This window comes from Rhizobium sp. NPDC090275, from assembly GCF_044772225.1.
Taxonomy (GTDB): Bacteria; Pseudomonadota; Alphaproteobacteria; order Rhizobiales; family Rhizobiaceae; genus Rhizobium.
Genome location: NZ_JBIVYL010000001.1, coordinates 289,720 through 310,923 on the forward strand (window position 1 = coordinate 289,720; position 21,204 = coordinate 310,923).

Sequence of the window (21,204 nt, forward strand, 5' to 3'; positions counted from 1 at the left end):
GAAATCCAGACCGAAACGTCATCCTCGGGCTCGTCCCGAGGATCTAAGCACGCCGCCCTGAATGCAACGGTGATGGCATCCTGAAGGCCTCAACACCCAAAACCAACGGCCCAACAAATTTCACTTTAATTTCTTTTCACATTCGTTTGCCTGCATTATTCATTCAATCCGAAGCAGTTCATGGGAGGATGACAATGGCGGGGTATGTACTGGCGATCGATCAGGGGACGACGTCGACGCGGGCGATCGTGTTCGATGGCGAGATGAAGATCGCCGGCGCGGGCCAGAAGGAATTCAAGCAGATCTATCCGCAATCCGGCTGGGTCGAGCATGATCCGGAAGAGATCTGGGATTCCGTCGTCTCGACCATCAAGATGGCGATCCGCGAGGCGAAGATCAGCGCCAAGGATATCGCAGCACTCGGGATCACCAACCAGCGCGAGACGGTCGTCGTCTGGGAGCGCGAGAGCGGTAAGCCGATCCACAACGCCATCGTCTGGCAGGACCGCCGCACCGCGAGCTATTGCGACAAGCTGAAGAAGCAGGATCTGGAAAAGACCTTCACCAAGAAGACCGGGTTGCTGCTCGACCCGTATTTCTCCGGCACCAAGCTTTCCTGGATGCTCGCCAATGTGAAGGGGGCGAGGGCGCGCGCGGCCAAGGGCGAGCTCTGCTTCGGCACGATCGACACCTTTCTGATCTGGCGGCTTACCGGCGGCAAGAGCTTCGTGACCGATGCCACCAATGCGTCGCGGACGCTGATGTACAACATCGCCAGTAACGAGTGGGACAAGGACCTGCTGGAGATCCTGCGCGTCCCCTCGGCCATGCTGCCCGAGGTCAAGGATTGCGCTGCCGACTTCGGCGTCACCGAGCCTCACATCTTCGGCGCCGCGATCCCGATCCTGGGCGTTGCCGGCGACCAGCATGCGGCGACGATCGGTCAGGCCTGCTTCGAGCCGGGCATGATGAAATCCACCTACGGCACCGGCTGCTTTGCCGTGCTCAACACCGGCGCCGACATGGTGCGCTCCAAGAACCGGCTCTTGACGACCATCGCCTACCGGCTGGACGGCGAGACGACCTATGCGCTCGAAGGTTCGATCTTCATCGCGGGAGCCGCCGTGCAGTGGCTGCGCGACGGGCTCGGGATCATCGACAGCGCGTCTAAGACCGGCGAACTGGCCGATGCCGCCGACCCCTCGCAGGAGGTCTATCTGGTGCCCGCCTTCACCGGGCTCGGCGCGCCGCATTGGGATGCGAACGCCCGCGGCGCGATCTTCGGCCTGACGCGCAACAGCGGGCCGAAGGAGTTTGCGCGCGCAGCACTCGAGGCCGTCTGCTACCAGTCGCGCGACCTGCTCGACGCCATGCACAAGGACTGGAAGGGCGGCGTCGACGAGACGGTGCTGCGCGTCGATGGCGGCATGGTGGCCTCCGACTGGACGATGCAGCGACTGGCCGACATTCTCGACGCGCCGGTCGACCGCCCCGTCATCCTCGAGACCACGGCACTGGGCGCCGCCTGGCTCGCCGGCAGCCGGGCGGGTGTCTGGCCCGACAAGGCGGCGTTCGCCAAGAACTGGAAGCGCAACAACCGCTTCGAGCCTGATATGGACGAGAAGACCCGGGCGGCCAAGCTCAAGGGTTGGCGGAGCGCAGTCAAGCGTACGCTGAGCGAGGGGTAAACCAGGCGAGGGGCGGCAAGTGCCGCCTCACGCAGTTGCTGCTTGCCGCCGGCGCCTTGCCGGCGGAGCATAGAGCCAGCCGGCGCCGCCGCGGTCCGCCACGGCGCGGATCGCCAGCGACAGGCCGATTGCAACGACCACCGCCAGCGGTGCGGTGAGATAGCCGAGCTTTGCACTTTCGCCGATCGCGGCGGCGATGGTGGCGACGAGCAGCGAGACGATCATCACATGGGTGACGTAGACGGGAAGCGTGTTGCGGCCGAAATAGGCGAAGGCATTGCGCACGCTCTCCCAGCGCGACAGGAGCACCGCCGTGCCGCAGAGCCAGGCAAGGCCGGCGATGGAGGAGGCGAGCGCCCAACTGCCCTTGTCGACGGCCTGCAGCCGCCAGCGCAGCACATATAGCGCCGAGAACAGAAAGAAGCCGCCGAGCGCCGTCAGAAGCGGGCGGGCGGTGATGAGGTGGACGACAGATCGCCCATACCAGCAGCCGAACAGGAAGAAGACGAAATACTGCAGCACGTTGCGATGGGTGAAGAGATCGATCGCCAGATGGTCGCCGAAGGTGAGGACCGAGACGATGGCGGCGATCGCGATGGTGATCGCATGCGGCGTCGATTGCAGCAGCTTGGTGGCGACCATGAAGATGGCGAGCGCCCAGATGAACCAAATGCCGGTGTTGGGCGCCCACCACATTTCCAGCAGCTGATAGGGATCGCTGCCTTCCGTGGGGACGAGCGCGTTCTGTTGCACGTAGCGGAAGAACAGCCAGCGGGCGGTGCTCCAGATGGCGAAGAGGTAGACCAGCAGCCAGATCTTGCGGCGCAGGAAATCGTTCCACGGCGCGCGCATGGCCGACGCCGCCAGGAAGCCGGAGACGGTGAAGAACAGCGGCATGCGGATCGGCGTCATGATGGCGCTGAAGCGGGCGTAGAGATCAGGCGCGATGGCGTGGAACTGGTGGTAGAGAAGGGTGTGATAGATCACCACCAGGATGATGGACATGCCCTTGGCGATATCGAGCCATTCGATACGGGTCTTCTCCTGCCGCTGCTCCAAGTGCCGCCCTCCATTTCGCATTGCAGCAAATAGAAGGGGGGATTGAGGCGAAAACGTGGGATAGCAGAAATTTACAAGCGCTATCCGCAGTTGTCTTCGGTGGGGAAGCGCTCAGAACGGATTGACGTAGTTGGTGATGGCGATCTGGCGCAGCAGCACCTTGCGGATAATGTGCGTCGGCGTGACGTGATCGGTGTAGATCGCCGCATCGCCGGTGCTGCCCGCCGGCAGCACGTCGGCGAAGTTCTTGTCCTCGAGCCTGATGCGGACGGCAAGCGGCAGGGAGGCGATCTCCTTCGGCGCCACGGCGAGACCCGAGGTCTGCGTCTGGCCGCTCGCCACCGCTTGCAGCACGCTTTCCACCTTGCCGGGATAGACCTTGCCTGGCGCGTATTTGAAGGTGATCTCGACCGGCTGGCCAGGGGTGATGTAGCGCGCGTTGATCTGTGCGATCTCGATGCCGATGATCGTGTCCGACGTATCGATGAAGGCCATGACGGGTGCCAGCGGCAGGCTGCTGACGCGCGCGCCCTTGCGAAGCGCGAGATTGGTGACGTAGCCATCGGCTGGTGCCCGAACCACTGTCTTGTCGAGGTTCCACTGCGCTTCGGCGATCTCGGCCTGCAGCTGGTCGGTTTGTGCCTGCGCCTGCTCGACGTCGAAGCCGCGGCCGGCGCCCGTGGTTTGCAGCCGCGTCGTCTCGGAGAGCCTCAGCGTGGCGAGTTCGAGCTGCGCCTTCAGGGCGTCGAGCTTGGCCTGGTAGGGCACGGGATCGATACGGAAAAGTACGTCGCCCGCCTTCAGCGGCGTGTTGGCGATAACAGGGACATCGATGACCTCGCCGGCGACATTGGGGACGATCGCCACGGAATTGCGGACGACCAATGCCGCCCCCTGCGGCGCGCCCCAGCCCATCGGGATGAACAGGCCGATCAGGAGAAGCAGGAAGACCAGTGCCGGCGATACCTTCCAGAACAGGTTGAAGGGCACGATCTTCAGCTTCACCAGCAGAAAGAGAATGACCAGGTAGACGTTGAGGAGAACGACGATCATCGGTTCTTCTCCGCGCTTGTCACGCGTGGGACGTCGACATAGGCCCAGATCACGACCAGCGGCCAGAAGGCGAAGCCGAGCAGCAGCGTCACCCAGCCGCCGACGCTGACGGCCTGAGCCCAGGGATGATTGCGCCTGCGGGCGATCATGCCGGGGAGCATCGCAAGGAAGAGGATGACCGCAAGCGTGCTGGCCGCCAGCACGATCAGCACGATCCACGCGAAAATATCGACGGCGCTCATGCGGGGTCTCCCTATCGGTCAAGATCGACGGCAGCAGACCATGCGGCGGCACTTGCGCGGAAGTACGTTACCGTAAATGCAACGGTGCTGCATCCGGTCCCGCCCGACCGAGCGCCCTGACCTGCGCAATTTTTTGCTGCGTCCTGTCGGCGGGCGGGTTACTCCTTCGTCATTGAGGAAGAGGAGTATGAGATGCTGTATGCGATCCTTTGCTATGCCGATGAAGAGCGGGTTTTCTCCTGGACCAAGGAGGAAGAGGACGCCGTGATGGCGAAGCTTTATGCGGTTCAAGCGCCCCTGGCCGAAAGCGGCAAGCTCGGGCCGGTCGGCCGGCTGATGCCGACCACGGCGGCGACCACCGTGCGCAAGGGCAAGGAAGAGCCGCTGGTGCTCGATGGGCCGTTTGCCGAGACCAAGGAGGCGCTGCTCGGTTTCTATGTGGTCGATTTCGACACGCTGGAGGAGGCCGTCACCTTTTCCAAGGAGCTTTCATCAGTCAATCCCGGTTCCACATCCTATGAAATCAGGCCGTTCTACGTGTTCCGGCCGGGAGAGAGTGCGACATGACAGACATTGCCTGGATCGACGTGACGCTCGCTTCCGCCCGGCCGAAGGCGCTCGGCGCGCTGCTCAGATACTTCCGCGATCTCGATATCGCGGAAGAGGCCTTCCAGGAGGCCTGCCTGCGCGCCATCAGAACCTGGCCGGACAAGGGGCCGCCGCGCGATCCGACTGCATGGCTGATCTTCGTCGGCCGCAACAGCGGCATCGACGCGGTGCGCAAGCGCTCGAAGACCCAGGCGCTGCCGGATGAGGAGCTGATCTCCGACACGGAGGATGCCGAGAGCGATATCGCCGAGCGGCTGGATACCTCCAACTACCGCGACGACATTTTGCGCCTGCTCTTCATCTGCTGCCATCCCGACCTGCCGGCGACGCAGCAGATCGCGCTGGCGCTCAGGATCGTCTCGGGTCTCTCGGTACAGCAGATCGCCCGCGCCTTCCTAGTCGGCGAGAGCGCGATGGAGCAGCGGATCACCCGGGCCAAGGCGCGCGTCGCCAAGGCCGGCGTTCCCTTCGAGACGCCGGATGCGGCGGAGCGGGCCGAGCGGCTGTCGATCGTTTCGACGATGATCTATCTCGTCTTCAACGAGGGCTACAGCCAGGCCGACCCCAAAGCCGAGGCCTGCGCCTTTTCCGACGAGGCGATCCGGCTGGCGCGGCTTTTGCTGCGCATCTTCCCTGCAGAGCCGGAGCTGATTGGGCTCCTGGCGCTGATGCTCTTGCAGATCTCACGGCGTCCGGCGCGCTTCAGCGCCGACAACGAGATCGTGCTGTTGGAGGATCAGGATCGGTCGCTGTGGAACCGCGAGCTGATCAACGAGGCGCTGGCGTTGCTCGACAAGGCGATCCGTCACCGGCAGCCGGGGAGCTACCAGTTTCAGGCGGCGATCGCGGCGCTGCATTCGCGCGCCAAAAGGGCTGAGGATACCGACTGGGAGGAGATCGAGCTGCTCTATCGTGCGCTGGAGCGCATGCAGCCGTCCCCCGTTATCACGCTCAACCGGGCGGTCGCCGTCTCGAAGCTCAGGGGACCGGGCGAGGCGCTGACGCTGGTGGAGACGCTCGGTGAAAAGCTCGACGGCTATTTCTATTATCACGGCCTGCGCGGCGGGCTGTTGAAGCAGATCGGCCGTCCGCGCGAGGCACGCGAAGCATTCGACAGGGCGATCGCGCTGGCGCATTCGGCACCCGAGGCCGCGCATATCCGCCGGCAGATCGACAGCCTGAAAATGGAGCCGGCGCTACCGGCGGTGAAATAATTCCGAAAATCACCTTGCGCGTTGTCGGATCGGCGACATCTCACACGTTCTTGTAACAGACTGATCAAGAACAGGTTTCACGAAACAGGAGACGACACATGACCGCCATGCACGAGCTTATTCTCGTCCGCGAATTCGATGCGCCGCGCGAAAAGATCTTCAAGGCCTGGACCGATCCGGAGCTGATGAAGGAATGGTTCGTGCCGCGTCCGTGGACGATATCGGACGCCAAGCTCGACGTGCGCGCCGGCGGCGCCAATCTGATCGTCATGCGCAGTCCCGAGGGGCAGGAATTTCCCAATCGCGGCGTCTATCTCGAAGTGATCGAGAACGAGAAGCTGGTCTTCACCGACGCCTATACCAGCGCCTGGGTGCCATCCGAAAAGCCGTTCATGACGGCGACCGTGCTGCTCGAGGATCTCGGCAATGGCCGCACCAAATACACGGCAACAGCCGTGCACTGGACCGCCGAGGACAAGAAGACCCACGAGGAAATGGGTTTTCACGAGGGCTGGGGCAAATGCGCAGACCAGCTCGCCGAGCTTCTGGCGCGTATGTGATTTGGACAAACCGAACAAGGGGATGGGACGATGTCCGCAATCATTGATTCAAATCCGGCGCAGCCGCGCTGGCAGACAGTCACAGGCCTCGTGCTGAGCGGCCTCATCGTCGCCTTCCTCGTCTTCGACGGCGCAATCAAGCTGGTGCCGATCGCGCCCGTGACCGAGACTCTGACGGCGCTCGGCTACTCGGCCGACCCGATGCTCGCCCGCAGCCTCGGCATCATCACGCTCGCCTGCGCCTTTTTATATGCCATCCCGCGCACCTCGGTGCTGGGCGCGATCCTGCTCACCGGCCTGCTCGGCGGCGCGATCGCCACGCACTTGAGGGTCGGCAGCCCGGTGTTTTCGCACCTGCTCTTCGGCGTCTATCTCGGGCTGATGGCCTGGGGCGGGCTCTATCTGCGCTACGAGGCGGTTCGCAGGATGATTCCATTCAAGCTCTGAAGTGGTTGAAATGAGAGTCGGATTTGGCGGCGCGCAACTTATGTAGTAACGTAGCTACAAAGAGGTGCCGTCATGACCATCATCAGCAGCCGCGAATTCAATCAGAACCGATCGAGCGCCTTCCGTGCAACGGCAAAGGGTGCGGTGATCATCACGGACCGGGGAAAACCGGCTTACGTGTTGCTGACAGTGGACGAGTACCGGAAGCTGACCAAGCAGGAGGACTCGATCAGCGAGGCCTTCTATGTTCCGGGCGCTGACGAAATCGAGTTCGAGATCCCGAAGCTCGACGACACCGGCATCAAGCCGGTCGATTTCTCCTGATGTATCTGATCGACACCAACGTCGCCTCCGAGCTCCGAAAACTGCGCAACGGCAAGGCCGATCCGGCCTTTGCCGCCTGGTTTGGCGGGATCAGCCTCGATGTCGTTTATCTCTCGGCGATCAGCATTTTCGAGATCGAGTACGGCATTCTGCTTCTCAAGCGCCGCGATCCTGTTCAGGCGAAGGTTCTGGAGGAATGGCGGAATAAAATCCGCGAGCGGCTACAGTCGCGCGTCATTCCTGTTGATGAGGCGATCGCGCTTGATTGCGCCGCGTTGAACGTGCCCGTTACGCGGCCGCTAAGCGATGCCTTCATCGGCGCGACAGCGCGGACGCATGGGTTCGTTCTCGTGACCCGCAACGTCAAGGATTTCCAGAACATGGGGCTCGATATCGTCAACCCATGGGATGGGCCAGGCTAGCTCCCCCATCAACTTTATCGAACGATCCGTTCTAGAATTTGTCATTGCGCCCCACCTCGGCCATCCTTATCTGCAATCTAAAGATTTCAACGGGATGCACGCCATGGAACTCGGCCTTTACACCTTCGCAGACGTCAACCCCAATCCTTCCAGGAGCAAGGGGGCGGAAGGGGCCGAGAGGTTGAAGCATCTGATCGAGGAGATCGAGCTTGCCGATCAGGTGGGGCTCGACGTCTTCGGGCTGGGGGAGCATCACCGGCCGGATTACGCGGCGTCTGCGCCGGCCGTGGCGCTGGCGGCGGCTGCGGTGAAGACCAAGAACATTAGGCTGACGAGCGCCGTCACCGTGCTGTCCTCCGACGATCCGGTGCGGGTGTTTCAGCAGTTCTCGACGCTCGATCTTCTTTCCAACGGTCGCGCCGAGATCATGGCGGGGCGGGGGTCGTTCATCGAATCCTTTCCGCTGTTCGGCTATAATCTCGAGGATTACGACCAGCTGTTCGAGGAAAAGCTCGACCTTCTGCTCGCCCTTCGTGACAGCGAGGCGGTGACTTGGTCGGGCGAGATGCGGCCGGCTATCAACGGGCGCGGCGTTTATCCAAGGCCGTTCCAGGATCCGCTGCCGGTGTGGATCGCGGTTGGCGGGACGCCGCAATCAGTGGCGCGCGCGGGTGCGCTCGGGCTGCCGGTGGCGCTTGCCATCATCGGCGGCGAGCCGCATCGTTTCGCGCCGCTGTTTGATCTTTACCGCGAGGCCGCGCGCCGGGCCGGGCAGGATCAGGCCAAGCTCAAGACATCGATCAACGTCCACGGCTTCGTCGCCGACACGACGGATGCGGCGGCCGATCAGTTCTACGGGCCGCAGGCCGAAGTGATGAACCGGATCGGCCGTGAGCGCGGCTGGGGGCCGACGAGCCGGCCGCATTTCGACGCCTCGCGCGGGCCGAAGGGTGCGCTCTTCGTCGGCGATCCCGAAGTGGTGGCCGAAAAGATCATCGCGCATCACAAGCTGTTCAAGAACGATCGCTTCCTGCTGCAGATGGCGATCGGGCTGATGCCGCACGACCAGATCATGCGCGGGATCGAGCTCTACGGCACGAAAGTCGCGCCGATCGTCAGAAAGGCATTGACTGAGAGCGGCGAAGGGGCGAAAGCCAGCGCCTAAAGCAGGAGCTTCATGGCGTAAAGGATGAATTGGATTTCCCCCGGCGTCGTGTTCTGTTCCAGATTCGAGAGCCGGCCGACCGGCCGTAACCTTAGGGCCGGAAACGGAATTTCATGATTATCGAGACTGAAGACGAACTCCTGAAGCTCAAAGAGATCGGCCGCATCTGCGCCAATGCGATCCAGATCATGGCATCGTCCATGGAGCCGGGGATCACCACGCAGGAGCTCGACGATATCGGCCGCAAGGTGCTCGAAAGTGCCGGCGCGCGCTCGGCGCCGGAGTTCTGCTACCAGTTTCCGGGTGCGACCTGCATCAGCGTCAACGAGGAGATCGCCCACGGCATTCCCGGTTCGCGCGTCATCCGCCCTGGCGATCTCGTCAATATCGACGTCTCGGCCGAAAAGGACGGTTTTTTCTCCGATACCGGCGCCTCCTTCGTCGTGCCGCCGTCGAAATCCAAGCTCGACAAGCTCTGCCGTGACGGCAAGCGGGCGCTTTGGGTCGGTCTCAACCAGGTGAAATCGGGCGAGCCGCTGGCCAAGATCGGCCAGGCGATCGGCGCGTTCGCGGCCAAGAACCGCTATACGCTGGTGGCGAACCTCGCCAGCCACGGCGTCGGCCGCTCGCTGCACGAGGAGCCGGGTGAGCTTTCGACATGGCCGGACCCGTCCGAAAAGCGGATCATGACGGATGGGCTGGTCTTCACCGTCGAGCCGTTCCTGTCGCTCGGCGCCACATGGGCCGAAGGCGGCGATGACGCCTGGACGCTCTATGCCGATCCGCAGGCGCCGACGGTGCAATACGAACATACCGTGGTCGCGACCCGCAACGGGCCGATGATCCTGACGCTGCCGGACGGGCAGGCGTAAGATCGGCTTCGGCGATCTGTCTTACGATATAACGGATCCATAATGCGAGACGCCCTGCTCAAAGAGCAGGGCGTTTCCATTTGGCTTGGTGAAGCCGGTCGTGATTAGTCGTGCTTAGTCGTTCTTCGGCTGCTGCAGAATCTCGGCGGCGGCGCGTTCCAGGATGCCGGCGATGCGCTTGGCTTCGTCCTTCGACCAGGGATAGCGCAGCTTCAGCGCCGATTTCAAAAGCATGCGGGCGGCGACGACTTCGCTCTTGTCCTCGGGGAAGGCCTCTTCCTCGCGTTCCCTGCCATAGCTTTCCGGACCGCGGCTCTCCGGATCGAAGATACGGCGCACATGCGCCATCTTCTCGCCGATGCGTTCCAGCTTTCCAAGCGTCATTTCGATCATGGAACTGTTCTCCTCGACCTGTTTGCGGCCGCTTTCGGTGATGCGGTAGAGCTTCTTCGTGCCCTCCGTCTCGACCTCGGCAAGGCCGGTTTCTTCCAGATAGGTCAGCGCCGGATAGATGACGCCGGGGCTCGGGACATAGAAGCCGCCGGACCGTTCTTCCAAGAGCTTGATCAGCTCGTAGCCATGGCGCGGCTGTTCGGCCAGAAGCGCCAGGATCACCAGCTGCAGGTCGCCTGCCGCGAACTTCCGCCCCATGCGAAAGCCGCCGCCACCCATCATTCCACCTCTAAAACCTCTCATCGATCACTCCTTATGATGTATCGTTGATTATGTCGTAAAACATATATCGTAAGATATGACGTTTCAAGGGCAGGCCGAAAATTTCCGGAATTGATGGGTTCATCAGAAAATCTTGATTGCGGCTCGCGGTGTGCGGCGCGATAAGCGAGCCATGTTGGCTCGCAATGAACTCCCTCATGCTCCCCTGTTTCGCACGGCGCTGGCCGGAATGATCGCCATGGCGGCGGCCATGGGCTTCGGGCGGTTTTCCTACACACCGATCCTGCCTGGAATGATGAGCGGCGTGCCGCTGTCGGCCGCCGATGCCGGCTTCATCGCGTCGGCCAATTTCGTCGGCTATCTGGTGGGCGCGGTTCTCGCCGCCTATGGCTGGGCGGCGGGGCGGGAGCGGAAGGTGGCGCTGTCGGCACTTCTCGCCAACGCCATCCTGCTCGCCGCGATGGCGATGACACATTCCGTCATGCTCTTTGCCGTCATCCGCTTTCTCGCCGGCCTCGCCAGCGCGTTCGCGATGATCTTCACTTCGTCGATCGTCCTCAGTCATGGGGCTGCTGCCGGCAACGACCATGTGCAGTCGGCGCATTTCGGCGGGCCGGGGGCAGGGATCGCCTTGTCGTCGGTGATGGTCTTCGTCATCGGGCTCATCGCGCATGGCGGCCCGGATGCCTGGCGGATCGACTGGATCGGCGGGGCGATCTATTCGGCGATCAGCCTCGTGCTCGTCTGGCTGCTTCTGCCTGCGGGTCCCGTCGTCAGCGGGCAGACCGGCAAGGAGCCGCCGATCACATGGAGCCGGCCGATGCTCTTGGTCACGCTCTCCTACGGCCTGTTCGGCTTCGGCTATGTCATCACCGCCACCTTCCTGGTCACCATCGCCCGGATGGCCGCCTCAGGTGCCGTGGTCGAATTCCTGTGCTGGTTCATTGCGGGGCTGACGTCTGCCGTCGCGCTGTTTGCATGGAAGCCGTTCGTCAGGCCGCTCGGGCTCGGCTGGATCTATGTCGCGGCCCTTCTCGTCGAGGCGCTCGGCGTCCTCGCAACCGTGATGCTGCCGCCATCGGTAGCGCCGCTGATCGGCGGCGCGCTGTTCGGCGCGACCTTCCTTGCCATCACCGCCTATGGGCTGCAGATCGGCCGCAAGCTTGTGCCATCGAGCCCGCGCCGGGCGTTCGCGATGATGACGGCGGCCTTCGGTTTCGGCCAGATCGTCGGTCCGATCGTCGCCGGCGCTTTGGCCGAGCGCAGCGGAAGCTTCGTCGCGCCCACCTATGTGGCGGCGGTGGCGCTCGTCGTCTGCGCCATCATGGTCATGCCTGTGATCAAGAAGCTCTCCTAAGCGGTTACAATTGCGTAACAATGGCGTCAGGCCATTGCCGCTTTCCGCGAACTGCCTTAATTTCCGGCGCAATCGCTCTTATAGAGCTTGCGAAGACACTCGTTCAGGAAAGCAATCCCACCCGTGTTTCTATCCTACTTCCCGAAGCCGAAACTCTTCTTCACATCGGCCGTCGTCTGGGCGCTCATCGGCGTCCTCCTTTGGTATTTCGGAGGCTCGAGCCTCGGCGCCGCGATCGGCCTGCCGCCACTGGCTGCCGGGCAGGAAGCGCCGATCGGCGTGTCCGTGTTCTGGTCGACGCCGTTCCTGTGGTTCTACATCTACTATATCGTCTTCGTCGCCATCTTCGCCGGCTTCTGGTTCACCTACAGCCCGCATCGCTGGCAGATGTGGTCAGTGCTCGGCTCGGCGCTGATCATCTTCAATACCTATTTCTCGGTGCAGGTCAGCGTCGCCATCAATGCCTGGTACGGTCCGTTCTACGACATGATCCAGCAGGCGCTGGCAAAGACCGCGCCGGTTACCGCCTCGCAGCTCTATCTCGGCATGCTCGGCTTTGCCGGCATCGCCTTCGTGGCGATCACCGTCGGCGTGCTCAACCTGTTCTTCGTCAGCCACTGGATCTTCCGCTGGCGTACCGCGATGAACGAATACTACATGGCCCACTGGCCGAAGCTGCGCCACATCGAAGGCGCCTCGCAGCGTGTGCAGGAAGACACGATGCGTTTTTCGTCGACGGTCGAAAGCCTCGGCGTCAGCCTGGTCAGCTCGGTCATGACGCTGATCGCCTTCCTGCCGGTTCTCTTCAAGATCGGCGCCAGCATCACCGAACTGCCGCTGATCGGCGACGTTCCGCATGCGCTCGTCTGGGCGGCGATCTTCTGGTCGGTGTTCGGCACGGTGTTCCTCGGCCTCGTCGGCATCAAGCTGCCGGGCCTTGAATTCCGCAACCAGCGCGTCGAGGCGTCTTACCGCAAGGAACTCGTCTACGGCGAGGACCACGCCGACCGTGCGACGCCGCCGACGGTGGCCGAGCTCTTCGCCAATGTCCGCCGCAACTATTTCCGGCTCTATTTCCACTACATGTACTTCAACGTCGCCCGCATCTTCTACCTGCAGGCCGACAACCTGTTCAGCCTGATCGTACTGGTCCCGTCGATCGTCGCCGGCAAGCTGACGCTTGGCCTGCTCACGCAGATCAACAACGTCTTCGACCAGGTGCGCGGTTCGTTCCAGTATCTCGTCAATTCGTGGACGACGATCGTCGAGCTGCTCTCGATCTACAAGCGCCTGCGCACCTTCGAATCCGCCATCGACGGCGAGCCGCTGCCGGATATCGACCAGCGCTATCTGGAGCGTGAGCAGGGGGTCATTCACGCCGACGGCTAGTTCGCGGGTGGAATGGTTTTTGGGAGACGCCGCGTGTCTTGGATGCGCGGCGTTTTTTGCTTTTTGGGGGGAGGCCACGGTTTGACTTGTGCCCGGGATACCCCCCTCTGTCCTGCCGGACATCTCCCCCACAAGGGGGGAGATCGACTCGTGGCCTGCCCCCCGACCAAACAATGAGCGTGGAGCGAGTGGCCGCGCCCAGCCAATCTCCCCACCTGTGGGGGAGATGCCCGGCAGGGCAGAGGGGGGTATCACACGGCAAAACGCCAATCGTCATTCAACACCACGCACGCCAAAACCGCGCGCGAAGCAAAGCCTCGCGACGGTCGACGGCATGAAACGGGAAGGGCAGGCGGTTTGTTGTCGGTGGTATTGGTTGTCAGGCTGTCCGCCTGCCCGATTACCTCGGTTTCCGGTTCGCCCGACCCGACAGGAGCGTCTCTCGGATCGGCCTTGCCGGTGGATCATCGGCCCTGACGGCGTTCGATCCCCTTGGTAACCATCACCGCACGCCGGATTTTGAGCGGCTGAGCATCCGGTTCGCGACCCGGCTCCCTGTGCGGTGACGAGGGGGAGTATGGCGGGGCGGCGCGGGGTGGGGATGAGAAAAGTGTGGTGTTGGGGTTAGGGTGTTGAGCGGGTTGAGGGATTTGTTTTGTGGGGTGGGTGGTTGTGCCCGTGGGGTAGGGTAGTGGTATGGGGGGGCGATGTCGTTGATGTCGGCGCAGAGCCATGCCCCCCTCTGTCCTGCCGGACATCTCCCCCACAAGGGGGGAGATCGACTCGTGGCGTGCTCCCCATCCAAACATTGAGGTAGGAGCGAGCGGGTGCGTCCAGCCAATCTCCCCACCTGTGGGGGAGATGCCCGGCAGGGCAGAGGGGGGTATCACACGGTAAAACGCTCACCGGTAAGCAGATGATGGGCAGAACGCTACGGTTCTCCACCCCCGCCAATCACAACCCCGAAGCCGGCGTCCCCTGCAGCTTGCCGCGTGCCTTGATCACAGGGATCGCCTCGGAATAGCTCACACAGGCCACATCTTCCCGATGGCAGACGTCGCTCACCAGCCGGTCGAGCGCCCGCCAGTATGCGCCGCCGTTCATCTCCACGAAGTGGAAGCCCAACTGCAGCGGAATGCGGTCGCCCGTATATTGCTTGTCGAAGGCGCGGGAAAAGGCGGCGTAGGCGCGGTCTTCGAATTCCTTGCTGTCGGCCTTGTCTTCCTCGCCCTTGGAGTGGCGGACGAAGAGGTTGTAGTCCATGCCGACGATCGGGCGGTCGCGCGGGCCCTCGGGGATCAAGGGCAGGCCGAAGCGGATGATGCCGCCTTCCTCGACCGGCATGGCCGGACCCTTGGTGACGAGGCTGGCGTCATAGGTGAAGCCGGCCTTCTTTTCGGCGGCGATCATGTCGGCGCCCGCGGTGGCCGACAGGTAAGGGGCGCGAAAACCGTGGATGCCGTGGTCGACGAGATCCTGCCAACCCTTCGGCTCTTCGAGATCGACGCCCTTCCAGGCGTTCTTCAGTGTCCGGTGGAAGGTGGCGTATTCGTCCGACCAGTCGGCCTCGCTCCACTGGCGGCCGTCGAAATGGCCGCAGGCGTGGCTGGAGATGTCGTGGCCCTCGAGATGGGCGTGCCAGATGTTGCCGAGGCGCTCGCGGATCTCGTCGTCGCTCTGGGCGAAGCCGATGTTGGAGCGGCCGGGCTTCTGGTGCGGCGCCTGGTAGGCCTTCTTCATCTCCTTGTTCATCAGGAAGGTGCAGGAGAGGAAATAGGTGAAATGCGCGCCGTTCTTCGCCGCCATTTCGCGGCTCTTCTGCCACAGCGCGTTGTCGTGGGCGCCGTCGAAGGAGATCATCACCAGCTGCTTCGGCTTTGCCGCCGGGGTGGCGTTTGCGGCGCCGTCGGCGGTCTGGGCGAGCGCCGGGGCAATGGCCGGCGCGAGCAGCGAGAGGGCGAGCGAAAGGGAAAGACAGGAACGAGAGATTACACGAGACATCAAAGTAGACATGGACACCGCGACGATTTGTTTCGGGCTTTTCTGTTACAGAATTGAGGCGAAGCTGCGGTGCCGCTGGCATTTTCCTGCTCACGACGATAAGCCTGTCTCATAGTCAAAACAGGAATTTAGCGATGCAGCTTCTCATCTTGAGCCTCATCCTCTTTATCGGCCTTCATCTGATCCGCGTCATCGTTCCGGATTTCCGCCGGTCGATGATCGACAAGCTCGGCAAGCCGGTCTGGGGCGCCGTCCACGGCATCCTCAGCATCGTGACGTTGCTGTTTCTCGCCTACGCCTTCGATCAGGCGCGCGGCATGTATGGCACGCTCTACAATCCGCCGATCTGGATGGCGCATATCACGCTGACCCTGATGCTGATCGCGATGATCTGTCTGGTGGCGGGCTTCCTGCCCGCCGGGCATATCCGCGCCAAGCTGAAGTTTCCGCTTCTGGTGGCGATCAAGATCTGGGCGCTGTCGCATCTTCTGGCCAATGGCGAGCCGGAGGCGATCGTGCTGTTCGTGGCGTTTCTCGCCTGGGCGGTGCTGCTCCGGATCTCGATGAAGCAGCGGCTGCGCAATGGGGAAATCAAGCTGCCGGTGTTCGTCTCGGCCAAGTATGACCTCTATGCCGTCGTCATCGGCGCGGTGCTCTGGGCGGTCATCCTGTTCAAGCTGCACGAACTGGTGATCGGCGTTTCTCCGCTTGTGATGTAACGATTCTTTCACATCCCCCTTACAACGGATGCAAAATGGGGTAGAAGGCCCGACAATGTGCGTGCAACCCGCATGATTTTGCATATCCGCTGCCGGAGACGAGAATGGCATTCAACGACGATAGCTTCATTCGTGAGGTCAATGAGGAACTGCGTTCGGACCAGATGAAGGGTGCGTGGCAGCGTTTCGGCCGCTACCTGATCGTTTTGGCCGTCCTCATCGTTCTCGGCACGGTCGGCTACAAGGTGTTCCAGTATTGGGACAACAACCAGTCGTCGGGCACCGGCGACCAGTTCATCGCCGCCATGAAGCTTGCCGACGAGAACAAGAGCGACGAGGCGCTGACAGCGCTTGAAAAGCTCGAGAAGGAAGGCCACGGCGACTATCCGATCCTGGCCCGTCTGCGCGCCGCCTCCGTGCTTGCCCAGAAGGGTGACGCGACGGGCGCTATCGCCGCCTTCGACGTGATCGGCAAGGATCAGAAGGCGCCGGCGCCGATCCGCGATGCCGCCAAGATGCGCGCCGCATGGCTCCTGATCGAAAACGGCACCTATGAGCAGGTCTCGGCCCAGGTCGAGGAAATGGCCGTTCCGACCAATGCATTCCGCCACTCCGCTCGCGAAGCGCTCGGCCTTGCCGCCTACAAGGCCGGCAACATGGCTCAGGCCCGCCAGTGGTACCAGGCGATCGCCGACGATGCGCAGTCACCGCGCAATGTTGCCAATCGCGCCCAGATGATGCTTGATAACATCACCGCATCCGGCAAGGCGCCCGCCGCACAGGGCTGAGTTTAGGGTATTTCAATGAGCTTTACGGTCGCGATCGTCGGTCGCCCGAATGTCGGCAAGTCGACGCTTTTCAACCGGCTGGTCGGAAAGAAGCTGGCGCTTGTCGACGACACGCCCGGCGTCACCCGCGACCGCCGCCCCGGCGACGCGCGCCTGATGGGGCTGACCTTCACCATCATCGACACCGCCGGTCTGGAAAAGGCCGAGGCCGAGAGCCTGCAGGGCCGCATGCGCGCCCAGACGGAAGCGGCGATCGACGAGGCCGATATTTCGCTGTTCGTGGTCGACGCCAAGTTCGGCCTGACGCCTGTCGACAAGGAACTGGCCGAGATGCTGCGCCGTCGCGGCAAGCCGGTCGTTCTCGTCGCCAACAAGTCGGAAGCCAAGGGCTCGGACGGCGGCTTCTACGACGCCTATACGCTCGGCCTCGGCGAGCCGGTGCCGATCTCTGCCGAACACGGGCAGGGCATGCTCGACTTGCGCGACGCGATCGTGGAAGCGGTCGGCGAGGATCGCGCCTATCCGCCGAAGGAAGACATCGCCGAGACCAACGTCAATCTTCCCCACGAGATGGAAGAGGACGAGGACTACGAGCCGGAATATGACGACACCAAGCCGCTGCGCGTGGCGATCATCGGTCGCCCGAATGCCGGCAAGTCGACGCTGATCAACCGCTTCCTCGGCGAAGACCGCTTGCTGACGGGCCCCGAGGCCGGCATTACCCGCGACAGCATTTCCGTCGAGTGGGACTGGAACGGCCGCACCATCAAGATGTTCGACACGGCAGGCATGCGCCGCAAGGCGCGCGTCACCGAGAAGCTCGAGAAGCTGTCGGTCGCCGATTCGTTGCGCTCCATCCGCTTCGCCGAAACCGTGGTCATCGTCTTCGACGCGACCATTCCGTTCGAGAAGCAGGACCTGCAGCTGGTCGACCTCGTGGTTCGCGAGGGACGCGCCGCCGTTCTCGCCTTCAACAAGTGGGACCTGATCGACGAGCCGCAGGCGCTTCTGGCGGACCTGCGTGAAAAGACCGAGCGGCTGTTGCCGCAGGCACGCGGCATCCGCGCCGTGCCGATCTCCGGCCAGACCGGCCGCGGCCTCGACAAGCTGATGCAGTCGATCATCGATACGGACATGACGTGGAACCGTCGCATCTCGACCGCCAAGCTGAACCGCTGGCTGGATTCGATCACGACGCAGCATCCGCCACCGGCCGTCTCCGGCCGCCGCCTGAAGCTGAAGTACATGACCCAGGTGAAGGCCCGCCCGCCGGCCTTCATGATCTCCTGCACCCGCGCCGACGCGCTGCCGGAATCCTACACGCGCTATCTGGTCAACAGCCTGCGCACGGATTTCAACATGCCCGGCGTGCCGATCCGGATCATGTATCGCGAGAAGGACAATCCGTACGAATCCAAGAGCGGCGGACGCCGCAAGCCGCAGCCTGCCAAGTAGCAGCTTGGCCTGGTAGCTGGCAAAGTGACATGTCGGGTGCAGCCAAGGCTGCGCCCGCACTCCGCTTCCTTGGCGATGAAGATGGGCTGTCTCAGCCGTCGAAGTAATAAACCGGCTCGCGGGTCAGTTCGCCGTTGCCGACATGGCCGTAGATGTCGTTTCCAAGAATCCAGAAGCTTATCGCCTGGGTCTCCATGGAAAAAATGTAGTCTCCCGATATCCAGTGCTCGGCTTTACTTCCGGATAGCGAAAACAGGTGTTCGCCGGCCTGATACATGGCCGCCTTGTGCGACTTCGAATCATACAGATAACGTTCTTCAGCCATGTTGCGCCCTGATTCTACATGGTGAGAATCTCACGCAGGCCGTGCTTTGTCTAATAATCCTGATTTAATATATATGACTATTTTTGGTATAAAGGCCGCCGGGGCTGCCCGCCCGAAGCGCAATTCTTGAAAATTATGTGACAGGCTGTCGGATGCGGCTGCCGTCGGACGTCTTGATGGGGAGGGCATGGGTCGCCTTTTATAGGGCATCCGCGCCGGATCGGTTCGCACAGGGAGGTGCACGATGATGAGCCATTCGCATCAGGGGTCCTATCGGTGGGTGATCGTGGCGGCGGGGGCGCTGATGACCTGCGTCGCGCTCGGGGCGATGTTTTCGCTGGCGATCTTCCAGGAGCCGATCGCGCTCGACACCGGCTGGTCGCATATCGGCATCGCCAGCGCGATGACGCTCAATTTCATCGTCATGGGGATCGGCGGCTTCGTCTGGGGCGCTGCGAGCGACCGGTTCGGGCCGCGCGCCGTGGTGCTTGTGGGCGCCGCACTGCTCGGGCTGGCGCTGGTGCTTTCCAGCCGGGCGGTGACGCTCCTGCAATTCCAGCTGACTTACGGCATTCTCGTTGGTATCGCCGCCAGCACGTTCTTCGCACCGATGATCGCGGCGACCACCGCATGGTTCGACGAGCATCGCGGCCTTGCCGTCTCGCTGGTCTCGGCCGGCATGGGCGTGGCGCCGATGACCATCTCGCCCTTTGCCCGCTTCCTGATCTCGGCCTATGACTGGCGCACCGCGATGTTGATCATCGGCATCGGCGCCTGGGTGCTGTTGCTTCCGGCAGCACTCTTGGTGCGGCGCGCGCCAGAGAGTACCGAGGATGAGGTTGGCGCAGCGCCGGTTGGTGGCGCGATGGCCACGGGCTCAACGCCGGCGGAGCGCGGGAATGCGCGGCTCTCCGACGTGTTCCGCTCGCCGCAGTTCATCGTGCTCGGGCTCACCTTCTTCGCCTGCTGCGCGGCGCATTCGGGACCGATCTTCCATATGGTGAGCTACGCGACGATCTGCGGCGTGGCGCCGATGGCGGCCGTCAGCATCTACAGCGTCGAGGGGCTAGCGGGGCTGGGCGGCCGGCTGATCTACGGTTCGCTTGCCGATCGCGTCGGCGCCAAGCCCGTGATTGTCGGCGGGCTGCTCATCCAGGCAATTGCGCTGATGGGCTATCTCTTCGTCAGCCGGCTTGGCGAATTCTACGCACTGGCGATGATCTTCGGCAGCGCCTATGGCGGCGTCATGCCGCTCTACGCAGTGCTGGCGCGCGAATATTTCGGGCAGAAGATCATCGGCACCGTCTTCGGCGCCGCCACCATGCTCTCCAGCCTCGGCATGGCCTTCGGCCCGCTGATCGGCGGCTGGATCTTCGATCACTTCGCCAATTATTCCTGGCTGTTCATCGGCTCGGCGCTGGTGGGGCTGGGGGCGGCCGCGATTGCGCTGGCGTTTCCGCCGCTGCCGGGTGAGCGGGGGCGTCAGGTGGTGGGGGCTGCGGAGTAGGGTCCTACACCATCGTCGCCGCATCGCCATCGCCGAGGCGCTTGTTGCGCGGCAGGGACTTGGCGGCGTATTGCCAGGCCTTCTTCCATTTCGGGGTGATCACCCCGTTGGCGGCGCGGATGTTGGTGATGAACTGCAGCGTTGCAGCTTCCCAGGAATATTGGACGGCGAGTTCGCGGGCCTTTTGCCGTGAGGCGGAGAGCGCCGCGAGGCAGGCGACGCCGAGATCGTCGTCGAGCGCGCCGACCTCGCTGTCCTCGCCGATGATGTCGAGCGGGCCGGTGACCGGGTAGGCGGCGACGGGGACGCCCGAGGCCAGCGCCTCGAGGATGGTATTGCCGAAGGTGTCGGTCAAAGACGGAAAGACGAAGACGTCGGCCTGGGCATAGATCGCCGCCAGTTCCGGGCCGACCTTGAGGCCGGTGAAATGCACATCCGGATATCGCTTCTCGAGCTCGGCGCGGGCCGGGCCATCGCCGACGACGACCTTGGAGCCGGGAAGATCAAGATCGAGAAAGGCCGGCAGGTTCTTTTCCAGCGCCACGCGGCCGACCGTCATGAAGATCGGGCGGGAAAGGCCGAAGGGCTTTTCCTCGAGCTCGGCCGGGTGGAACTGGTTGGCGTCGATGCCGCGCGTCCAGGGCATCAGGTTGCGGATGCCCTTTTCGGAAAGCTCGCGCGCCAAAGAGGGCGTCGCCACCATGCAGCCGGCGCCGGAATTGTGGAACCACTTGACGAAGGCGTAGAGCCAGCTCTTCGGAATGGGGAGCCGGGCCGCGACATATTCGGGGAAGCGGGTGTGGTAGCTGGTGGAGAACGGCATGCGGTTCTTCAGGCACCAGCGCCGGGCCGTCAGCCCCAGCGGGCCCTCGGTGGCGATATGGACATAGGACGGCTTGTGCTTGGCGATTTCGCGGGCAACGCTGCGGTAGCGGGCGATCGACAGGCGGATTTCGGGATAGGTGGGGCAGGGGATGTTGCGGAACCCCTGCGGCGTCACCATCGCCACCTCGACGCCGATCTTGGCGAGCTCGCGGTTGGTGTTTTCGATCGAGCGCACGACGCCGTTGACCTGCGGATGCCAGGCATCCGTGACGATGACCAGCCGCTCCGGCTTGCCCATCGGCAAGGCGGCGACGTTTTCGCCATCGCTGGCATTTTGCAGGCGTTGCAACATGATCCGACTTCCATCCGCGCCATCGGCGCACCGCTCCGGGCGGGCGCCGGATAATCGATTCCCGCGCTCATATTCTCGCTGCTGTCGATGATGGAAATATTACAGGCGGGCGGGTGCAGCCGGATGCAACTGGGGTGGTGATCTCTGGTTGTGTGT

22 protein-coding genes are annotated in these 21,204 nt (G+C 63.0%); 15 read left to right on the top strand and 7 right to left on the bottom strand.

Features of this window, described 5'->3' with window-relative positions; translation table 11 throughout:
* The first annotated feature begins 194 nt into the window (after positions 1-194).
* On the top strand, positions 195-1,688 hold the full coding sequence (gene glpK / locus ACIQUB_RS01370; protein ID WP_018897281.1) for a glycerol kinase GlpK: 1,494 nt from the start codon (positions 195-197) through the stop codon (positions 1,686-1,688).
* A gap of 27 nt (positions 1,689-1,715) precedes the next feature.
* Here the strand turns inward: glpK and ACIQUB_RS01375 are convergent, their stop codons facing one another.
* From ACIQUB_RS01375 to ACIQUB_RS01385, 3 genes are all read right to left on the bottom strand, one after another.
* Positions 1,716-2,747, bottom strand: a complete 1,032-nt coding sequence (locus tag ACIQUB_RS01375) for an acyltransferase family protein (protein WP_402928398.1) — start codon at positions 2,745-2,747, stop codon at positions 1,716-1,718.
* Between the two features lie 111 nt (positions 2,748-2,858).
* On the bottom strand, positions 2,859-3,800 hold the full coding sequence (locus ACIQUB_RS01380) for an HlyD family secretion protein (protein WP_113239331.1): 942 nt from the start codon (positions 3,798-3,800) through the stop codon (positions 2,859-2,861).
* Positions 3,797-4,042: a DUF3302 domain-containing protein gene (locus ACIQUB_RS01385; protein ID WP_111562940.1), complete on the bottom strand. Its 246-nt coding sequence runs from the start codon at positions 4,040-4,042 to the stop codon at positions 3,797-3,799. Before ACIQUB_RS01385 ends, ACIQUB_RS01380 begins: the two co-directional genes overlap by 4 nt.
* A gap of 192 nt (positions 4,043-4,234) precedes the next feature.
* Between ACIQUB_RS01385 and ACIQUB_RS01390 the strand changes: the two genes are divergently transcribed.
* The 8 genes from ACIQUB_RS01390 to map all read left to right on the top strand — a co-directional run bounded on the left by ACIQUB_RS01390 (position 4,235) and on the right by map (position 9,655).
* Positions 4,235-4,609 carry a YciI family protein gene (locus ACIQUB_RS01390; RefSeq protein ID WP_113239332.1) on the top strand — a complete coding sequence of 125 codons (375 nt, stop codon included), beginning with the start codon at positions 4,235-4,237 and terminating at the stop codon, positions 4,607-4,609.
* Positions 4,606-5,865, top strand: a complete 1,260-nt coding sequence (locus ACIQUB_RS01395; RefSeq protein WP_402928403.1) for an RNA polymerase sigma factor — start codon at positions 4,606-4,608, stop codon at positions 5,863-5,865. The genes ACIQUB_RS01390 and ACIQUB_RS01395 overlap by 4 nt, the downstream gene beginning before the upstream one ends.
* A 98-nt stretch (positions 5,866-5,963) precedes the next feature.
* On the top strand, positions 5,964-6,425 hold the full coding sequence (locus ACIQUB_RS01400; protein WP_112536870.1) for an SRPBCC family protein: 462 nt from the start codon (positions 5,964-5,966) through the stop codon (positions 6,423-6,425).
* Positions 6,426-6,455: 30 nt separating this feature from the next.
* Complete coding sequence (locus ACIQUB_RS01405) at positions 6,456-6,872, top strand: DoxX family protein (protein ID WP_113239333.1); 417 nt, start codon at positions 6,456-6,458, stop codon at positions 6,870-6,872.
* A gap of 72 nt (positions 6,873-6,944) precedes the next feature.
* Positions 6,945-7,196, top strand: coding sequence for a type II toxin-antitoxin system Phd/YefM family antitoxin (locus ACIQUB_RS01410; protein WP_111562936.1), 252 nt, complete (start codon positions 6,945-6,947; stop codon positions 7,194-7,196).
* Entirely contained in the window at positions 7,196-7,618 is a 423-nt protein-coding gene (locus ACIQUB_RS01415) for a type II toxin-antitoxin system VapC family toxin (RefSeq protein WP_113239334.1), read from the top strand. The genes ACIQUB_RS01410 and ACIQUB_RS01415 overlap by 1 nt, the downstream gene beginning before the upstream one ends.
* 103 nt (positions 7,619-7,721) lie before the next feature.
* Positions 7,722-8,783, top strand: coding sequence for an LLM class flavin-dependent oxidoreductase (locus ACIQUB_RS01420; RefSeq protein ID WP_018897289.1), 1,062 nt, complete (start codon positions 7,722-7,724; stop codon positions 8,781-8,783).
* A gap of 113 nt (positions 8,784-8,896) precedes the next feature.
* Positions 8,897-9,655 carry a type I methionyl aminopeptidase gene (gene map / locus ACIQUB_RS01425; protein ID WP_047506259.1) on the top strand — a complete coding sequence of 253 codons (759 nt, stop codon included), beginning with the start codon at positions 8,897-8,899 and terminating at the stop codon, positions 9,653-9,655.
* Positions 9,656-9,769: 114 nt separating this feature from the next.
* On the opposite strand, the gene ACIQUB_RS01430 is transcribed toward map, so the two are convergent.
* The gene (locus tag ACIQUB_RS01430) at positions 9,770-10,351 is read right to left on the bottom strand and encodes a PadR family transcriptional regulator (protein ID WP_113239335.1); all 582 of its coding nucleotides are present in this window, start codon (positions 10,349-10,351) and stop codon (positions 9,770-9,772) included.
* Positions 10,352-10,502: 151 nt separating this feature from the next.
* Here ACIQUB_RS01430 and ACIQUB_RS01435 point away from each other — a divergent pair, with 151 nt between their 5' ends.
* On the top strand, positions 10,503-11,687 hold the full coding sequence (locus ACIQUB_RS01435) for a YbfB/YjiJ family MFS transporter (RefSeq protein ID WP_402928409.1): 1,185 nt from the start codon (positions 10,503-10,505) through the stop codon (positions 11,685-11,687).
* 123 nt (positions 11,688-11,810) lie between these two features.
* Positions 11,811-13,076, top strand: a complete 1,266-nt coding sequence (sbmA, locus tag ACIQUB_RS01440) for a peptide antibiotic transporter SbmA (protein ID WP_113239846.1) — start codon at positions 11,811-11,813, stop codon at positions 13,074-13,076.
* A gap of 954 nt (positions 13,077-14,030) precedes the next feature.
* Here sbmA and ACIQUB_RS01445 read toward each other — a convergent pair.
* Positions 14,031-15,077: a polysaccharide deacetylase gene (locus tag ACIQUB_RS01445; protein WP_113237258.1), complete on the bottom strand. Its 1,047-nt coding sequence runs from the start codon at positions 15,075-15,077 to the stop codon at positions 14,031-14,033.
* Between the two features lie 134 nt (positions 15,078-15,211).
* Between ACIQUB_RS01445 and ACIQUB_RS01450 the strand changes: the two genes are divergently transcribed.
* From ACIQUB_RS01450 to der, 3 genes are all read left to right on the top strand, one after another.
* Positions 15,212-15,796, top strand: coding sequence for an NnrU family protein (locus ACIQUB_RS01450; RefSeq protein ID WP_018897295.1), 585 nt, complete (start codon positions 15,212-15,214; stop codon positions 15,794-15,796).
* Positions 15,797-15,900: 104 nt separating this feature from the next.
* The gene (locus ACIQUB_RS01455) at positions 15,901-16,584 is read left to right on the top strand and encodes a tetratricopeptide repeat protein (protein WP_113237259.1); all 684 of its coding nucleotides are present in this window, start codon (positions 15,901-15,903) and stop codon (positions 16,582-16,584) included.
* A 15-nt stretch (positions 16,585-16,599) separates the two neighbouring features.
* Complete coding sequence (gene der / locus ACIQUB_RS01460; protein ID WP_047506246.1) at positions 16,600-18,039, top strand: ribosome biogenesis GTPase Der; 1,440 nt, start codon at positions 16,600-16,602, stop codon at positions 18,037-18,039.
* 91 nt (positions 18,040-18,130) lie between these two features.
* Here der and ACIQUB_RS01465 read toward each other — a convergent pair whose 3' ends face one another.
* Positions 18,131-18,364, bottom strand: coding sequence for a hypothetical protein (locus ACIQUB_RS01465; RefSeq protein WP_113237260.1), 234 nt, complete (start codon positions 18,362-18,364; stop codon positions 18,131-18,133).
* Between the two features lie 244 nt (positions 18,365-18,608).
* Here ACIQUB_RS01465 and ACIQUB_RS01470 point away from each other — a divergent pair, with 244 nt between their 5' ends.
* Entirely contained in the window at positions 18,609-19,871 is a 1,263-nt protein-coding gene (locus ACIQUB_RS01470; RefSeq protein ID WP_113237261.1) for an MFS transporter, read from the top strand.
* Between the two features lie 4 nt (positions 19,872-19,875).
* On the opposite strand, the gene ACIQUB_RS01475 is transcribed toward ACIQUB_RS01470, so the two are convergent.
* On the bottom strand, positions 19,876-21,048 hold the full coding sequence (locus tag ACIQUB_RS01475) for a glycosyltransferase family 1 protein (RefSeq protein ID WP_113237262.1): 1,173 nt from the start codon (positions 21,046-21,048) through the stop codon (positions 19,876-19,878).
* Positions 21,049-21,204 lie beyond the last annotated feature (156 nt).

What these genes read in the sequence shown, in the direction of transcription:
- ACIQUB_RS01475 (WP_113237262.1), bottom strand. Translation starts at nt 21,048, where the DNA reads ATGTTGCAACGCCTGCAAAATGCCAGCGATGGCGAAAACGTCGCCGCC.
- ACIQUB_RS01385 (WP_111562940.1), bottom strand. Translation starts at nt 4,042, where the DNA reads ATGAGCGCCGTCGATATTTTCGCGTGGATCGTGCTGATCGTGCTGGCG.
- glpK (WP_018897281.1), top strand. Translation starts at nt 195, where the DNA reads ATGGCGGGGTATGTACTGGCGATCGATCAGGGGACGACGTCGACGCGG.
- ACIQUB_RS01470 (WP_113237261.1), top strand. Translation starts at nt 18,609, where the DNA reads ATGATGAGCCATTCGCATCAGGGGTCCTATCGGTGGGTGATCGTGGCG.
- ACIQUB_RS01465 (WP_113237260.1), bottom strand. Translation starts at nt 18,364, where the DNA reads ATGGCTGAAGAACGTTATCTGTATGATTCGAAGTCGCACAAGGCGGCC.
- map (WP_047506259.1), top strand. Translation starts at nt 8,897, where the DNA reads ATGATTATCGAGACTGAAGACGAACTCCTGAAGCTCAAAGAGATCGGC.
- ACIQUB_RS01390 (WP_113239332.1), top strand. Translation starts at nt 4,235, where the DNA reads ATGCTGTATGCGATCCTTTGCTATGCCGATGAAGAGCGGGTTTTCTCC.
- ACIQUB_RS01410 (WP_111562936.1), top strand. Translation starts at nt 6,945, where the DNA reads ATGACCATCATCAGCAGCCGCGAATTCAATCAGAACCGATCGAGCGCC.
- ACIQUB_RS01395 (WP_402928403.1), top strand. Translation starts at nt 4,606, where the DNA reads ATGACAGACATTGCCTGGATCGACGTGACGCTCGCTTCCGCCCGGCCG.
- ACIQUB_RS01455 (WP_113237259.1), top strand. Translation starts at nt 15,901, where the DNA reads ATGGCATTCAACGACGATAGCTTCATTCGTGAGGTCAATGAGGAACTG.
- ACIQUB_RS01400 (WP_112536870.1), top strand. Translation starts at nt 5,964, where the DNA reads ATGACCGCCATGCACGAGCTTATTCTCGTCCGCGAATTCGATGCGCCG.
- ACIQUB_RS01415 (WP_113239334.1), top strand. Translation starts at nt 7,196, where the DNA reads ATGTATCTGATCGACACCAACGTCGCCTCCGAGCTCCGAAAACTGCGC.
- ACIQUB_RS01405 (WP_113239333.1), top strand. Translation starts at nt 6,456, where the DNA reads ATGTCCGCAATCATTGATTCAAATCCGGCGCAGCCGCGCTGGCAGACA.
- ACIQUB_RS01380 (WP_113239331.1), bottom strand. Translation starts at nt 3,800, where the DNA reads ATGATCGTCGTTCTCCTCAACGTCTACCTGGTCATTCTCTTTCTGCTG.
- ACIQUB_RS01420 (WP_018897289.1), top strand. Translation starts at nt 7,722, where the DNA reads ATGGAACTCGGCCTTTACACCTTCGCAGACGTCAACCCCAATCCTTCC.
- ACIQUB_RS01450 (WP_018897295.1), top strand. Translation starts at nt 15,212, where the DNA reads ATGCAGCTTCTCATCTTGAGCCTCATCCTCTTTATCGGCCTTCATCTG.
- ACIQUB_RS01435 (WP_402928409.1), top strand. Translation starts at nt 10,503, where the DNA reads ATGTTGGCTCGCAATGAACTCCCTCATGCTCCCCTGTTTCGCACGGCG.
- ACIQUB_RS01445 (WP_113237258.1), bottom strand. Translation starts at nt 15,077, where the DNA reads ATGTCTCGTGTAATCTCTCGTTCCTGTCTTTCCCTTTCGCTCGCCCTC.
- ACIQUB_RS01430 (WP_113239335.1), bottom strand. Translation starts at nt 10,351, where the DNA reads ATGAGAGGTTTTAGAGGTGGAATGATGGGTGGCGGCGGCTTTCGCATG.
- der (WP_047506246.1), top strand. Translation starts at nt 16,600, where the DNA reads ATGAGCTTTACGGTCGCGATCGTCGGTCGCCCGAATGTCGGCAAGTCG.